This is a genomic window from Streptomyces sp. NPDC042100 (genome assembly GCF_055582325.1).
On sequence record NZ_JBVJDK010000015.1, the window covers coordinates 133,597 to 147,629 of the forward strand.

The 14,033-nt window shown below is 73.1% G+C and carries 15 protein-coding genes; 8 read left to right on the top strand and 7 right to left on the bottom strand.

The window, feature by feature from the left end:
* The first annotated feature begins 543 nt into the window (after nt 1-543).
* From ACZ6J5_RS29655 to ACZ6J5_RS29685, 7 genes are all read left to right on the top strand, one after another.
* Nucleotides 544-1,173 (top strand): hypothetical protein, encoded by a 630-nt coding sequence (locus tag ACZ6J5_RS29655; protein ID WP_469396576.1) that lies wholly within the window; start codon nt 544-546, stop codon nt 1,171-1,173.
* A 97-nt stretch (nt 1,174-1,270) separates the two neighbouring features.
* On the top strand, nt 1,271-1,906 hold the full coding sequence (locus ACZ6J5_RS29660; protein WP_469396577.1) for a hypothetical protein: 636 nt from the start codon (nt 1,271-1,273) through the stop codon (nt 1,904-1,906).
* A gap of 62 nt (nt 1,907-1,968) precedes the next feature.
* Entirely contained in the window at nt 1,969-3,594 is a 1,626-nt protein-coding gene (locus ACZ6J5_RS29665; RefSeq protein WP_469396579.1) for a DUF6801 domain-containing protein, read from the top strand.
* 140 nt (nt 3,595-3,734) lie between these two features.
* Nucleotides 3,735-4,679 carry a hypothetical protein gene (locus ACZ6J5_RS29670; protein ID WP_469396581.1) on the top strand — a complete coding sequence of 315 codons (945 nt, stop codon included), beginning with the start codon at nt 3,735-3,737 and terminating at the stop codon, nt 4,677-4,679.
* A gap of 212 nt (nt 4,680-4,891) precedes the next feature.
* A complete protein-coding gene (locus tag ACZ6J5_RS29675) occupies nt 4,892-6,103 on the top strand; it encodes a PucR-like N-terminal domain-containing protein (RefSeq protein ID WP_469396583.1) in 1,212 nt (403 codons plus the stop codon).
* 279 nt (nt 6,104-6,382) lie between these two features.
* Nucleotides 6,383-6,586, top strand: a complete 204-nt coding sequence (locus ACZ6J5_RS29680; protein WP_469396584.1) for a hypothetical protein — start codon at nt 6,383-6,385, stop codon at nt 6,584-6,586.
* 91 nt (nt 6,587-6,677) lie between these two features.
* Nucleotides 6,678-7,118, top strand: a complete 441-nt coding sequence (locus tag ACZ6J5_RS29685) for a VOC family protein (RefSeq protein WP_469396586.1) — start codon at nt 6,678-6,680, stop codon at nt 7,116-7,118.
* A gap of 28 nt (nt 7,119-7,146) precedes the next feature.
* Here ACZ6J5_RS29685 and ACZ6J5_RS29690 read toward each other — a convergent pair whose 3' ends face one another.
* The 4 genes from ACZ6J5_RS29690 to ACZ6J5_RS29705 all read right to left on the bottom strand — a co-directional run bounded on the left by ACZ6J5_RS29690 (nt 7,147) and on the right by ACZ6J5_RS29705 (nt 9,090).
* The gene (locus tag ACZ6J5_RS29690) at nt 7,147-7,581 is read right to left on the bottom strand and encodes a YdeI/OmpD-associated family protein (protein ID WP_469396588.1); all 435 of its coding nucleotides are present in this window, start codon (nt 7,579-7,581) and stop codon (nt 7,147-7,149) included.
* A gap of 83 nt (nt 7,582-7,664) precedes the next feature.
* A complete protein-coding gene (locus ACZ6J5_RS29695; protein ID WP_469396590.1) occupies nt 7,665-8,078 on the bottom strand; it encodes a VOC family protein in 414 nt (137 codons plus the stop codon).
* Between the two features lie 85 nt (nt 8,079-8,163).
* On the bottom strand, nt 8,164-8,628 hold the full coding sequence (locus tag ACZ6J5_RS29700; RefSeq protein ID WP_469396592.1) for a helix-turn-helix transcriptional regulator: 465 nt from the start codon (nt 8,626-8,628) through the stop codon (nt 8,164-8,166).
* A gap of 51 nt (nt 8,629-8,679) precedes the next feature.
* Complete coding sequence (locus ACZ6J5_RS29705) at nt 8,680-9,090, bottom strand: VOC family protein (RefSeq protein WP_469396594.1); 411 nt, start codon at nt 9,088-9,090, stop codon at nt 8,680-8,682.
* 156 nt (nt 9,091-9,246) lie between these two features.
* On the opposite strand from ACZ6J5_RS29705, the gene ACZ6J5_RS29710 reads away from it, so the two are divergent.
* On the top strand, nt 9,247-11,646 hold the full coding sequence (locus ACZ6J5_RS29710; RefSeq protein ID WP_469396596.1) for a heavy metal translocating P-type ATPase: 2,400 nt from the start codon (nt 9,247-9,249) through the stop codon (nt 11,644-11,646).
* 12 nt (nt 11,647-11,658) lie between these two features.
* On the opposite strand, the gene ACZ6J5_RS29715 is transcribed toward ACZ6J5_RS29710, so the two are convergent.
* The 3 genes from ACZ6J5_RS29715 to ACZ6J5_RS29725 are packed head-to-tail and all read right to left on the bottom strand — an operon-like array spanning nt 11,659 to nt 14,007.
* Nucleotides 11,659-12,090 (bottom strand): glutaredoxin domain-containing protein, encoded by a 432-nt coding sequence (locus tag ACZ6J5_RS29715; protein WP_469396598.1) that lies wholly within the window; start codon nt 12,088-12,090, stop codon nt 11,659-11,661.
* A gap of 22 nt (nt 12,091-12,112) precedes the next feature.
* On the bottom strand, nt 12,113-13,471 hold the full coding sequence (locus ACZ6J5_RS29720; RefSeq protein ID WP_469396600.1) for an MFS transporter: 1,359 nt from the start codon (nt 13,469-13,471) through the stop codon (nt 12,113-12,115).
* Nucleotides 13,468-14,007 (bottom strand): ArsR/SmtB family transcription factor, encoded by a 540-nt coding sequence (locus ACZ6J5_RS29725; RefSeq protein WP_469396602.1) that lies wholly within the window; start codon nt 14,005-14,007, stop codon nt 13,468-13,470. The genes ACZ6J5_RS29720 and ACZ6J5_RS29725 overlap by 4 nt, the downstream gene beginning before the upstream one ends.
* Between the last annotated feature and the right edge of the window lie 26 nt (nt 14,008-14,033).

Genomic DNA, 14,033 nt, shown 5'->3' on the forward strand with positions numbered 1-14,033 from the left:
GAGGGGCGGGTGTCCGCCCGCGGAGGCGCCCGCACCGGCCACGAGACCGGGGTGGGCAGGTTCGCCGCAGGGTGGCTCGCGAAGCTGCGCCGACCTGCGGCGGGGCACCGCCCGGCGAACGCTACGACCCAGTAACCTCCCGGAGCAATACGCGAGTGCGGAGTTTTCTGCAATGGGGGGCGGAAGGCCGGATTCTTGTCACCGGTGGCACAATCTCGCCCTGGGCGTTGTCATCCGGGAGCGCGCGGCGACTTCCCCCGCGACCACCGCCGGGGCGGAAGTGCGAATTCCCCTCACAAGCGCTTCATGATCGATCATATTCATCGACATTGCGCACCCAGGAACCAAGCCGATTACGGCTTCCACTCACCTGCTTGACAGGCAATGGACCTCTTCAAAGAATCATGGTCGGCGCCATTGTTCAGCCAAGTTTCCCGCAAGTAACGTCTGGTGGCGCGGCCAGGGAATCGTCGAGCCGCCGGCCGCTCGTCCCCGTCGCGGCCAACCCTCTGCCGGTCCGTCTCCAAGGAGAGTCCCAGAGTCATGAAGAAGTCCATCAGAAACCTCGCCGTGGTCGCCGGTGGCGCCTCCGCCGCCTTCGCCCTCGCGATCTCGCCGGCCTCGGCGGTGCCCTCGACGGTCTGGACCGTCAGCCCCAACCCGGCCAGCATCACCGCCGCCAACAGCGGCAACGTGGTCCTCACCGTCAACGGCATCGCCATGACGTGTACGAAGTCGAACGGCGCGGGCAGCGGTGCGAGCACCACCGGCAACCCGGCCACCGTCGGCACCATCACCTCCATGGCCTTCGGTGCCAGCGGCGCGCCCTGCACCAGCGTCCTCGGCCCCGTCACCGCCGTCCCGGTCACCCCCTGGACGATCGTGGCGCAGGACTACACCGCCGCGACCGGCGTCACCAAGGGCTGGGTCGGCAACGTCGACGCCAACGTCTCCGTCGGCGCCTGCAACTTCCGCGTGACGGGCAAGGCGACCAGCACCTACACCAACTCCACCGGCGCGCTCGCCGTCAACAGCCTCGCGGGCGACCTCACCGTCGTCTCCTCGTCCGGCTGCGGCTCGGCCGTCCCGGTCGGCGCCAAGCCCACCTTCAAGGGCACGTACCTCTTCAAGACGAGCACCGGCATCCCGACCATCGTCGGCTCGAACCCGTAAGGGCTCAGGACCCCGCGTCCGCCCGGCCGGTGACCCCGGCCGGGCGGACGCGGGCCTGTCCGCGTTCCCGACCGCCCGCCCCTGGAGACCCCACGCCATGAAGCAGCCGACCGGAAGAAGGCCCGCCCTCGCCGCCCTCGGCGCCGTGGCCGCGCTCGTCCTGACCACCGCCCCCGCCTCGGCGGTACCGTCGACCGTGTGGACGGTCACCCCGTCGCCCACCGTCGTCACCGGGACGAACAGCGCGAACGTCACCGTCAGCGTCAGCGGCAACGTCGTGAACTGCGCCAAGTCCGGCTTCACCGCCACCCTCCACAGCGCGACCGGCAACCCCGCGCAGGTCGGCACCTTCGGCAGCGTCACCTTCGGCACCGCCTCGACGCCCTGCACCGGCGTACTGGGCCCCGTCCCCGTCACGGCCACCACCCCGTGGACCTTCGTGGCGCAGGACCACACCGCCGCGACCGGCGTCACCAAGGGGTACGTCGACGCGATGGACCTGACGGTCTCCGGCGGCTACCTCTCCTTCCGGGCCCAGGGCAAGGCGCCCGCCACGTACACCAACGCGACGGGCCGGCTGGTCGTCGACGGCACCGCGGGCGGGCTGGTGGTCACCCGGACCAGCGACGGCGGCGTCATCCCGCTCGGCACCAGCGTGATCGTCAAGGGCGCGTACCAGCTCAAGCCGGCCGGCACCGGCGGCTACCCGACGATCGCCGGCACCAGCCCCTGACCCCCGGCCCACCGGCCCGGCACCACCCCCGCGTTCGCGAACGACCCCGAGCGGAGCACCAGATGAACGGCCCCCGGCCCACCCCTCGTCCCACCCGGACCCGCACCCGCACGCGCGGTGCGGCGATCGCCGCGTTCGTGGCGCTCGCCCCCCTGCTTCCGGCCGCGGCCGTCGCAGCCGGGACGCTGAAGGTCGACGCCGCCCTGCCCTACGTCTGCGCCCTGCCCTCCGGACAGCGGGCCGCGACCGTGCGGATCACCGCCGCCTTCCCCGAGCGGGTCGCGGCCGGCGAGGAGATCGTGCCCTCCGACGTCACCACGACGGTGGAGTTCCCCGCGACCGCCGTGGCCGAACTGACCGCGCTCAAGGCCGCCACCGTACGGGCGGAGACCCGGCTCACGGTCGGCGCGGCCCAGGGCGAGCAGCGGACTGAGGCGACGTGGAGCGGCACCGGGCAGCCCGCCGCCGTCCCCGCCGAGGGACCGCTCACGCTCACCACCACCGGGGACGTGCCGTCCCTGACGCCCGGCGCGGCGGGCGGACTCTCGCTCACGGCCGGCGCGTTCGGCGTGGACCTCGCCCTCACCACCGCCGAGGGCACGGCCGCCGATCCCGCCTCCCTCTCCGTGAGCTGCGTGCCCGCCCCGGACCCGGAGGGCCGTACGAAGCTGGCCGAGGTCCCGGTCGGCGCGGGCACCCCCACCGGGGAGCCGGGTACGACGACGCCGACCCCGGGCAGGCCGTCGGCCTCGGGTCCCGCCCCGGGGGGTGCCCCGGGGCGGGGCGCCGGACAGGAGTCGCGACGCCCGGTCGCGAAGGACCCGCGCGCGGGGCAGGACGCGCGGAAGGGCGCGGCGGCGGCCGACGAGGAGCCGCCCGGCACCCCGGCACCCCGGCCGTCGGCGCCGCCCTGCATCACCAAGGAACCGACCCCCATGTCACTGTCGGCCTACATCACCGGATACTCCAACGTCCGGAAACTGGAGGGCGCCAACCTCATCCCGCTGACCTGCGTCCTGATGGAACAGGCCGTGCCGGAGGTCATCAACCGGGGAACCGAGGACCACCCGGAGCCCCATCTGATCAACGAGGCGGTGGGGCACTTCTCCACCCAGGGGCGCAAGCAGACCCCGCCCTTCAAGGCCACCTTCCTGACCTTCGGGTTCGCCCCGACCACCGCCACCCTGGTCCTGGAGCAGACGGGCCCCCTGACGCTCTACTCGGACACGCTCCTGGAGGAGCTGTACAACACCAGCACGACGTACGTCCGGGCCTCCCTGGTGCTGCGCGTCCTCGACGTCCGGGTCAACGGCACGCGGCTGGACGTCGGTTCCTCCTGCCGCACGGAGAAACCGCTCTCCTCCCACGAGCCCGACCCCGCGACGTACCCCGGGGACCACATGGTGCTGGTGGGGAAGGGCAAGTGGGTCTGGGGCCAGCCCGCCGCGGGCTATCTCCTCACCGGCGGCGGACCGCTCGTCGGCGAGGTCACCATCCCGGCCTTCAAGGGGTGCGGCGCGGGCGGCGAGAACCTCGACCGACTGCTGACCGCCTCCATCTCCGGGCCGGGCAACTACGTCCGGCAGATCCAGGGCCAGACCTGCAACATCCTCAATCCGATCCCGCCGATCGACCCCGAGTGCACCGACGACGGCCAGCCGTACCAGGTCCCCAAGCCCGCGCGCTGACCGAGCCTCATCCGCGCCACCGACCTTCACCCCCTTCTTCACCCCCTTCTTCACCCCCTTCTTCACCCCCTTCTTCACCCCCTTCTTCACCCTTCATCTCCCTCACCATCCCTTCACCCGTCTCCCAGGAAGGCTCCGCCATGCCCCTCGTCTCCACCCGCACGAAGCTGGCCGCCGTCTCCGCCCTCACGGCCCTCGGCTCCTTCGCCGCCATGGGCTCGGCGACCGCCGCCGGCGCACAGCTGAACGGCAGCTGGGCACCGCTCGACCGCTGTCCGGTGGACGCCCCGGCGATGCTCGCCGCGGACGGGATCGACGCCACCCCGCAGTGCGTGGTCTCGTACTCCCTCAGCGGTTCCATCAAGCTGGGCAACACGACGGTGACCACCGGGAAGACCAACCTCCAGTTCGGCGCCGTCCAGAACATCGACGGCACCACCACGGTCCTGGGGACCTCGGGCAGCTCGCTGATCGCGGACTCCGCCACGGTGCCCGGCGGGCTGCTGGGGCTGATGTGCCCGAGCGACATCCCCTTCATCACCGACATCTGCCGGCAGCTCTCGGACGCCAAGCTCAACAAGATCACGGCCACCATGGAGTCGGCCGGCGCCCCCAGCAGCTTCGACCAGATCGCGGGCGTCGTCACCGACCAGCCGATCGTGACCGTCCCGGTCCGCATCCGCCTCCAGAACCCCTTCCTGGGCGACAACTGCTACATCGGGTCGAAGGCCAACCCGATCCTGCTGCGGCCGAAGAACGCCAACGCCCCCGAGTTCGGCTTCGAGCAGTTCAACGGCGACGGCTCCCCCAACCCGGACGGCGAGATGAGCCGCCTCAACCTGCTCGGCTCCACCCAGTACGACGACAGCTTCGCCGTCCCCGGCGCGAGCGGCTGCGGCCTGGGCTGGTTCGGCGTGATCGACGCGGCCGTCAACCTCAAGACGGGCCTGCCCTCCGCCGCCGGCAAGAACAAGCTCGTCCTCAACAACACCCAGACCCACCTCGCCGGCCTCTTCGCGCCCGGTCTCGCCGCCCCCGACGCGGGCAAGAACCTGTCCCGGAACTGGCACTCCGCCGTCAAGTAACGGCCACCCGGGGGCGATAACCGGCCTACTCCCGGAACCGGTGCCCCCTCCAATCAACGACTCTTGCTCAAGTTGTGTACAGCACGAAGTAGTTGATCTAACTTCAGCAGTCCCCGTCGGTACACACCTGACGGTTTCGGCGGCGCCCACCACGCCAGGTTGGGCGCCGTGCTCATTCCTCACCGGTCACCCAGAGAGCAAGGGATCGGTTCATGACCGCCATCGCACCACCCACGAACCTCGGCGAACCACTCGACCCCCTCCCCCGCGAGTTCGCCGAACTGATGCGCCCGGAGATCCCGGGCCTCATCAAGGAGATCGGGGTCGAGGTCCAGCGGACCTACCCCGTGTACGCCCACCTCTTCGCCGGACCCCACACCGACGCGATCCGCCAGGGCATCGAACAGGCGCTGACCGCGTTCGTCGAACGGGTCGCCAACCCCACCGTGAAGTCGGCGCTCCGGGACGACCTGCTGCGCAAGTTCGGCCGGGTCGAGGCCTACGAGGGCCGCGACCTCGACACGCTCCAGGGCGCGTACCGCCTCGGTGCCCGCATCGCGCTGCGCCGGGCCAAGTACATCGGCCGCACCTACAACCTCTCCCCCACCCTGATCCTGGCCTTCGCCGACGCGCTCTTCGCCTACGTGGAGGATCTGGAGGCGCTCTCCCGCGAGGGCTATCTGGCCGTCCAGGCCCGGGGCGTGTCCGACACGGCGGCGCTGCGAAGACAGCTCCTGCACCTGGTGGTCACCGGGGCGCCGCTGCCCCAGGGCGCCATCGCCGCGCTGTGCCAGGAGGCCGGATGGGCGATGCCCGCCGAGTGCACGGTGGTCGCCCTGCGCCCGCCGGCCGCCGAACTGCGACCGGCCGCGCTCGACCGGGACGTCCTGACCGAGCCCACCCTGCCCCAGCCGCACCTGCTCGTCCCCGGGGCCCTCTCCGGCGAGCGGCTGGCCATGCTGGAGTCCGCGCTGGGCGGCGTGCACGCCGTCATCGGGCCGACCCTGCCCACCGCGCAGGCCGCCCACTCGCTGCGCTGGGCGCGCCGGCTGCTCCAGCTCATCGACGAGGGCGTGGTGCCGGACGCCCCCACAGTCCACTGCGACGAGCACCTGACAACGTTATGGCTGCTCGCCGACCCCGCCCTGGTGGACCACCTCGCCACCCGTGAACTCGCCCCGCTGGACTCCCTCTCCGGCACCCGGCGCGACCGGCTGATCGAGACCCTGCGGGTCCACGTCTCCACCCGCGCCCCGGCCGACCAGGTCGGCGAACTGCTCGGCGTACACGCCCAGACGGTCCGCTACCGGTTACGGAACCTGGACCACCACTTCGGCGCACGGCTCCACGACCCGGAGCACCGCTTCGCCCTCGAAGCCGCCCTGCGCTCGCTCCACCTGCGCGCCGAGAAACAGCGGGACTGAGGCCATCGGCCTCCCCTCCCCCCACATTCCCCCCGCTTTCCCCGCTTTCCCCCCACACCGCGCCCTCCCCTGCCCCTGCCCCCGCCCCGCGCCCTCCCCCCTCCGCGCGGCGCTCGGTCACCGGCGGCCGACGGCACGCGGACAGCGGGCCCCCTCGGTGCAGAGGGTGAGCGGCGTACCAAGGCCACGACGCGCACAGCGCGAGCGGGTCCACAGGAGCACTCGCCCACGGACGGGCACCACGCGGGTCCGGGCCTCTCGTGGCGAGAACTCGCGCTGTTGGAAGACCACCCGCTCTGGGAGCCGGTCGAGTGGACTCTGCCCGGCGCGGCACCGCTCTCGGGCGGCGAGGGGCCGTTCCCCGGCATCCTGAGCTGCGACGACCCCCACAGCCCCCGCTGCGGCACCCTTCTGGCCCACGGCGTCACCCGCGAACAGCACACCCGCCTGGCCCGAGCCCTCGGCACCTGGCCCGGCCCCTGACACCTGGGCGGGGGACCCGCACCCGTCAGGCCCCGAAGGCCACACCCTCACCTCGCACTCACCTTCCCCTCCCCCTCACACGGAGACCGGCATGACACTCCTCCGCATGGACAACGTCGCCATCGTCGTCGAGGACCTCGACGCCGCCGTCGCCTTCTTCACCGAACTCGGCCTGGAGGTCCAGGACACCGCGCGGATCGAGGGCCTCTTCGCGGATCGGACCGTCGGGCTCGACGGCGTGCGCAGCGAGATCGCGATGCTGCGGACCCCCGACGGCCACGCGAGGCTGGAGCTCACCCGCTACCTCTCCCCCGCCGCGCGCGTCGACGGCTCCCCGAACCCGCCGCCGAACACCCTGGGCCTGCACCGGATCATGTTCGCCGTCGACGACATCGACGACACGCTCGCCCGCCTGCGCGCCCACGGCGCGGAACTGCTCGGCGAGGTCGCGCGGTACGAGGACGTCTACCGCCTCTGCTATCTCCGGGGCCCGTCGGGCGTCATCGTCGCCCTGGCCGAGGAGCTGCGCTGACGGGAGGTCCGGCGGAACCGGGGTGTGGTCAGCCCCGTAGGGCCGTGATCGCCTTCTCGATGCGGCGCTGCCGCGTCTCGGGCTTCTTCGCGCTCTCGATCGCGCGCACCTGCTCGCGCCTGCGGGTGAAGGACAGCGCGTCGTACGCGGCACGGACGGCCGGGTCGGCGTCCAGGGCCCGGGCGAAGTCCGCCGGCTCCACGACCACGCGCGGCTCCGTGTCGAGCTCCAGGTCCACCTCGACCTCCTCGCCGGTCTCGACCTCGGCGGCGGCCCGGTTGGCGAGGCTGAGGCCGAGCAGGTGACGCCCGCGCATGATGGCCACCCGGCTCTTCCAGCTGTGCCCGTTGACCGTGATCGTCACCGGCGGCCGGGCTCCCCCGCCCAGCGCCGCCACCACCTCGGGCGGCACCTCCAGGCCGCGCATCGGCTCGGGCGGCTCCACCCGCGTGCGGAACCTCATGGGCTTCCTCCTGGTCCGTCGCTGTTCCCGTTCCCGTTTCCGTTTCCGTTCGCGTTCCCGTTCCGTTCTCGTCGGGCTCGCGGCTACTCGGCGTACGGCTGGTCGGCTCCCTGCGCGCTGTAGCCGAGGCTCCACACGTAGCCGTCCGGGTCGGCGAAGGCGCCCCCGTACCCGCCCCACGGCAGGGCTCCGGCGGGCTTGAGGACCGTGGCGCCGGCGCGCTCGGCCTCCGCCATGACCTCGTCGACCCGCGCCTCGCTGCGGACGACGTACGTCAGGACCAGTCCGCTGAAGCCGCTGCCCTCCGGGTCCGTGCCCACCTGCGCGGCCAGGCCCGCGCGGTCGTAGAAGCCGACCGGCGACGCGCCGTCCGAGGCGAAGAAGACGGAGATCCCGTAGTCGTTCTCGATCTTCCAGCCGAGTCCTTCGGTGTAGAACTCCTTGGCCCGCTCCATGTCCCGGACTCCGAGGAGGATCGAGCTGACGTGCGCCTTCATGATGGGCTCCCTGCTCAGTGGGGGGTGTTCGTGGTCCTGGTCGTGTTCGTGGGCTTGTCGGTCTTCGTGTTCGTGTGCTCGTTCCTCACGCTACGGGCCTCGTCCCGGACCCGGCTTCTCGGATCCTGACCGTTCCCGCGACCTGCCGCGCGATGTGCGCCGGCATCGCCTCCACCGTGACCTCCGCCCGGCCTCGGAAGGCTCCGGGCGGCACACCGACGAGTTCCGTGAAGCGTGCCGTGAACGCGCCCGCCGACACGCAGCCGACCGCGGCGCGCACCTGGGCGACGCCCAGGTCGCCCCGGCGCAGCAGTGCCGCCGCCCGCCCGACGCGCCGGGCCATCAGATACGCGTACGGCGACGCGCCATAGGCGGCCAGGAAGTCGCGGCTCAGCTGCCCCACGGGCAGGTCCGCCTCCCGGGCCAGCGCCGCCACGTCGAGCGGCTGCGCGTACTCCCGGTCGATCCGGTCGCGCACGCGGCGCAGCCGCGCGAGCTCGGTCAGACGCTGCGCCTGGATGCGCGCGCGTCCCCATGCCGGTCTGCACATACGAGGTCTCCCCTCCGGTCCTCCGGTCCGTACGCGAGCGTGCGCGCGGGATCAGCGCAGTTCCTGGACGCGGATCAGGTTGCCCGCCGGGTCGCGGAACGCGCAGTCCCGCACGCCGTACGGCTGGTCCGTAGGTTCCTGGACGACCTCGGCGTCCCCCGCCCGCACCTTCTCGAACGTGGCGTCCAGGTCCGGCGCGGCCAGCAGGATCCAGCCGTAGGTCCCCTTCGCCATCATCTCGGTGACCGTGCGCCGCTCGTCCTCGGTGATGCCCGGGTCGGCGGCGGGCGGCGCCAGCAGGATCGACGTCCCCGGCTGCCCCACCGGCCCGACCGTGATCCAGCGCATCTTCCCCTGGCCGACGTCGCTGCGGACCTCGAAGCCGAGGACGTCCCGGTAGAACGCGAGCGACGCGTCCGGATCGGTGTGCGGGAGAGCCGTGGTGTGAATGGTGATGTCCATGACCGAAAGGCTAGGCGCGACCGCCTGGGGCGCGCTTCTCGATTCCTGATCGATCCGCACGCGCGACCCGGGACGGTCTCACCCGTTCGGCCGACGCGAACGGGTCGGGTGGGTCCGGGAGGAGTGGACTGGAGCCGAGCGGAGGAGGGACCGAGCGTGGACGGACAGGGGTCGACCGCCCGGGTCGCCGAGATCGCGTTGCGGACGTGCTGGTGCGGCGGCGAGCTGGCGGCGCTGGAGCGGCGTCTCGCGGGATGGCCGGGGGTGCGTTCCGTAAGCGTCGACCGGACGACCGCGACCGCCCACATCGCCTTCGACCCCGCCGTCACGAGCGCGGACCGCCTCGCCGGCGAGCTCGACGAGGCCGGGTACGCCTGCGACCGCGCCACCTGCCCGGACTCCTGCTGCCAGCCGGGGCACCCGCCGGTCGGCCCGGCGGACGAGCGCGAGCCGTCGCCCGTGCACGAGCACGAGCACGGGCACGGGCAGCACGGGCAGCACGGGCAGCACGCGGGTCACGCACAGCACGAGGAACACACAGACCACGGCGACCACGGCGACGAGCACGCCCACCACGGCGCCGCCGCCGTCGACGACATGCTCCGCAGGTTCGTCGTCTGCGCGCTGCTCACGATCCCCATCGTCGTCTTCTCGCCCATCGGGCACAGCCTCGGCGTGGAGGTGGACCGGCCGCTCGGCTTGTCGATGGCCTGGTTCGGTCTGGTCCTGGCCACGCCGGTGGTGTTCTGGGGCGGGTGGCCGTTCCTGTCGTCGGCCGCGCGGTCGCTGCGCCACGGCGACGTGACGATGATGACGCTGATCTCGGTCGGTGTCCTCGTCGCGTACCTGTACTCGCTCTTCGCGACGCTCGCCGGGCAGGAGGACGTGTACTTCGAGGCCGCGGCCATGCTCACGACCCTGAGCCTGATCGGGCACTGGCTGGAGATGCGCTCCCGCTTCGCGACCGGCCGTGCCGTGGAGGCACTGCTGACGCTGGCGCCGCCGACCGCGCGCGTCCGCCGTGGCGGCGCCGAGTCCGAGGTGCCGCTGGACCGCGTCGTGGTGGGCGACGAGGTCGTCGTGCGGCCGGGCGAGAAGGTCCCGGTCGACGGCACGGTCGGCGAGGGCACCAGCTACGTCGACGAGTCGATGATCACCGGCGAGCCGGTGCCCGTGGCGAAGGCTGCGGGCGACCGGGTGGTCGGCGGCTCCCTCAACACGACCGGGGCGTTCGTGTTCACGGCGACGGCCGTCGGGGCGGACACCGCGCTGGCCCGGATCGTACGGATGGTCCGCGACGCGCAGGCGTCCAAGGCCCCCGCCCAGCGGCTGGCCGACACGGCCGGGCGCTACCTCGTCTTCGTCGCGCTCGGGGCGGGGCTGCTGACGTTCACGGCGTGGAGCGTCTTCGGCCGTGACCACGGCATCGGGTTCGCGGTGACGGCCGCCGTGTCCGCGATCGTCATCGCCTGCCCGGACGCCCTGGCCCTGGCGACGCCCACGGCGATCACGGTGGGGATCGGGCAGGGCGCCCGCGGCGGCGTGCTGTTCAAGAACGCGACGGCGCTGGAGAACACCGCGGGGATCGCGGCCGTCATGTTCGACAAGACCGGCACGCTCACGGCGGGGAAGCCCGCCGTGACCGACGTCGTCTCCGTGCCGGGCGCTTCGGACGAACGGGTCCTCGCGTTCGCCGCCGCCGTGGACCGGCAGTCCCAGCACCCGCTGGCCGAGGCGATCGTGGCCGAGGCCGCCGCGCGCGGTCCGGCCCCGCTCCCGGCCACCGGTTTCGACTCGGTGCCCGGCCACGGTGTCACGGCGGTGGTCGACGGCGTCACCGTCCTCGTCGGGAACCTGCGCCTGATGCGGCGCGAGCGGGTCGACGTCTCGGCGCTGACCGGGACGGCGACCGAGCTCGCCGCGTCCGGGAAGACGGCGATGTACGTGGCCGCCGACGGCGAGGCCCTCGGGCTGATCGCGGTCGCCGACCCGGTACGGACCACGGCCCCGGTGGCCGTGACCCGGCTCCGCGAGCAGGGGATCAGGACCGTCATGCTCACCGGCGACCAGCGCGGCACCGCCGACGCGGTCGCCTCGGCCACCGGCATCGACACCGTCATCGCGGAGGTGCTGCCCGAGGACAAGGCGGCGAACATCACCGCCCTGCGGGACGGCGGGACACGCGTGGCGATGGTCGGCGACGGCGTGAACGACGCGCCGGCCCTCGCCCAGGCCGACGTCGGCATCGCGATCGGGGCGGGCACCGACGTGGCCGTGGAGACCGCCGACGTGGTCCTCGTCCACGACGACCCCGCCGACGTGGCGTACGCCGTCACCGTCGCGCGCGCCACCCGCCGCAAGATCAAGCAGAACCTCTTCTGGGCCGCGATCTACAACCTGCTCGCGATCCCGGTCGCCGCGGGCGTCCTCTACCCGGGCCTCGGCATCCAGCTCCGTCCGGAGTGGGCGGCGCTCCTGATGAGCGCGTCCACGATCATCGTCACCTTCAACGCGCTCCTGCTCCGCGGACTCCGCCCGCCCGCGCACGCCTCCTGAAGGGAGACCGGCTCACCGGGCGAGCTGTGCCCGCACCCACGCGGGATCGGGGTTGGTGTGCGCCCGGCCCGCGATGACGACGGTGGGCACGGTCTCGTTCCCGTCGTTGGCGGCCCGCACCTCGGCGGCCCCCTCCGGGTCACGCCAGATGTTCACCCAGTGCATCCGGTGGGCGTCGCGGCCGAGCCGGGCGCGCAGGCGGACGCAGTAGGTGCAGCCGGGCCGCCAGTAGACGACCGGCCGGCCGTCGGCGGCGCCGCGCCGCAGCGCCTCCCGCGCGCCGAGCGACCTCGGGAAGAACCACGGGGAGGTGACGCCGGCGAGCGCGACGAAGGCGAGGAGGAGGACGACGGCCACGACGGGGTGTCCGGTGGCGGACCGCGCGGCGGCGACGGCCGCGCCGCTGAGCAGGAGGAGTATCGGCAGGAACCAGGTGCGCATCATGACGCAGCAGGCTAGCGGGCGTTCATCCGGCCTCGACCGGCCGGGCGGGCTCCCCGGCGGCCTTGGACGCCACCACGGCCTTGGACGCCACCACAGCCTCGGGCGTCTCGACAGCCTCGGGCGTCTCCGCGTCCGTCGCGTCGGCGGTCCTCGCCTCGGCGGCGCGGCGGGCGGCCTCGACCCGGCGGTTGCTGGTCAGCGTCGAGGTGACCGCCGTCATGAGGAGCAGCAGGGCGGCGGCGGTGTACAGCGGGGTGCGCACGTCGTACGCGGTGGCCAGCCAGCCGCCGAGGAACGCGCCGAGCGGAGCCGTGCACATGCCGAGCATCCGGGAGGTCGAGGTGACCCGGCCCATCAGCTCGGCCGGGACGATCGCCTGCCGCAGCGAGGGCGCGAGCACCATCGTGGCGCCGACGCCCGCGCCGCAGACGGCGAGGGCGAGCCCGGCGGCGTACGCGTTCGGAGCGGCGGCGAGGCCCAGGATGGCGAGGCCCTCCAGCGCGGCCGTGCAGGTCAGGGCGGCGCCGGTGCCGAGCCGGCGGCCGAGCGCGGAGGCGATACCCGCACCGAGGAGGCCGCCGGCGGCCTCGGCCGTCAGGAGCAGGCCGAAGCCGAGGGACTCGACGCCGAGGCGGGTGTGCGCGAAGAGGGCCAGCACGGTCTCCATGGCGACGAAGGCCATGTTCCCGACGGCCGGGCGCAGCGCGAGTCCGAGGAGGACGCGGTCGCGGAGCACGTACGAGGCTCCGGCCTTCGCCTGGCGGAGCAGCGACTCCCGGGCCCTCGGCACGGGGCGGGGGGTCGCGGGCAGCGAGCGTACGAGCAGGGCGGAGACGGCGAACGAGACGGCGTCGGCCAGCAGGGGAACGGCCCGGCCGAGCGCGAGCAGGGCGGCGCCCGAGGGCGGCCCGGCGAAGCCGGAGGCGGCGGTCTGGGTGGCGCGCAGACGGGAGTTGGCCCGCTCCAGGCGGGCGGGTTCGCGGCCGAGGAGGTCCGGAAGGTAGGCGGAGGCGGCCGTGTCGAAGAAGAGGCCGCCGAGGCCGAGGAGGAAGGCGACGGCCGCGAGCAGCGGGATGCTGAGCAGGTCCAGCGGGGCGGCCGCGGCGGGGACGGCCAGCAGGACGGCCCGCGCCGCGTCGGTGATCCACATGGTGCGGCGCCGGTCCCAGCGGTCGACCAGCGCGCCGCCGAGTATCCCGAACAGCAGCCAGGGCAGCGTTCCGGCGGCCGTGACGACGGCGAGCGCCATCGGGTCCCGGGTCAGGGTCAGGGCGAGCAGCGGCAGCGCGGCGTGCATCACCCCGTCGCCGAGCGAGGACACGGTCTGGGCGGTCCAGAGGCGCCCGAAGCCGTTCGGGAGTCTGCTGATGTCCGAGGTCACTTGGTGTCTCTCTCCGTCGGGGTGCCCTGCTTGGGGTGGAACAGCGCGAACACGAGGGACGCGTCCGGGAGGGCCGGGTCGGACAGCCGCCGGTACTCGCCGACCAGCGCCTCCAGGCGTGCGCCCAGCTCCGCGAACTGCGCGTCGGTGAGCCGGAGGTGGGCCATGCCGACGTGCCGCTCGCCGTCCGCCGGAGCGGCCTCCAGGTCGGCCACGGCGTGCCGCATGAGGAAGTCCGGGCCGCCCTCGCCGGGGTCGGGCAGCTCGATCGAGCGCGCGGCCATGGCGTAGTACCGCTCGGTGACGCCGCGCACCTTGCGGGTCCGTACGACCTTGACGATGCCGGCGCGCTCCAGGAGGCGTACGTGGTAGCTGGAGCTGCCCTTGGCGAGGCCGACGCGCTCGGCGATCTGCGTGATCGTCGCGGGCTCGAAGCGGAGCACGGCCATGATGCGGTGCCGGGTGAGGTTGGAGACGGCGCGTAGCTGCTCGTCGGTGGTGACGCGGATCGACTCGGGAAGATCGTCGGTAGGCATGACCCCAATGGTCAACACTTCTTGAC

Coding starts and splice junctions, on each gene's coding strand:
- ACZ6J5_RS29675 (WP_469396583.1), top strand. CDS start 4,892: ATGACCGCCATCGCACCACCCACGAACCTCGGCGAACCACTCGACCCC.
- ACZ6J5_RS29670 (WP_469396581.1), top strand. CDS start 3,735: ATGCCCCTCGTCTCCACCCGCACGAAGCTGGCCGCCGTCTCCGCCCTC.
- ACZ6J5_RS29660 (WP_469396577.1), top strand. CDS start 1,271: ATGAAGCAGCCGACCGGAAGAAGGCCCGCCCTCGCCGCCCTCGGCGCC.
- ACZ6J5_RS29705 (WP_469396594.1), bottom strand. CDS start 9,090: ATGGACATCACCATTCACACCACGGCTCTCCCGCACACCGATCCGGAC.
- ACZ6J5_RS29655 (WP_469396576.1), top strand. CDS start 544: ATGAAGAAGTCCATCAGAAACCTCGCCGTGGTCGCCGGTGGCGCCTCC.
- ACZ6J5_RS29690 (WP_469396588.1), bottom strand. CDS start 7,581: ATGAGGTTCCGCACGCGGGTGGAGCCGCCCGAGCCGATGCGCGGCCTG.
- ACZ6J5_RS29665 (WP_469396579.1), top strand. CDS start 1,969: ATGAACGGCCCCCGGCCCACCCCTCGTCCCACCCGGACCCGCACCCGC.
- ACZ6J5_RS29695 (WP_469396590.1), bottom strand. CDS start 8,078: ATGAAGGCGCACGTCAGCTCGATCCTCCTCGGAGTCCGGGACATGGAG.
- ACZ6J5_RS29725 (WP_469396602.1), bottom strand. CDS start 14,007: ATGCCTACCGACGATCTTCCCGAGTCGATCCGCGTCACCACCGACGAG.
- ACZ6J5_RS29685 (WP_469396586.1), top strand. CDS start 6,678: ATGACACTCCTCCGCATGGACAACGTCGCCATCGTCGTCGAGGACCTC.
- ACZ6J5_RS29715 (WP_469396598.1), bottom strand. CDS start 12,090: ATGATGCGCACCTGGTTCCTGCCGATACTCCTCCTGCTCAGCGGCGCG.
- ACZ6J5_RS29700 (WP_469396592.1), bottom strand. CDS start 8,628: ATGTGCAGACCGGCATGGGGACGCGCGCGCATCCAGGCGCAGCGTCTG.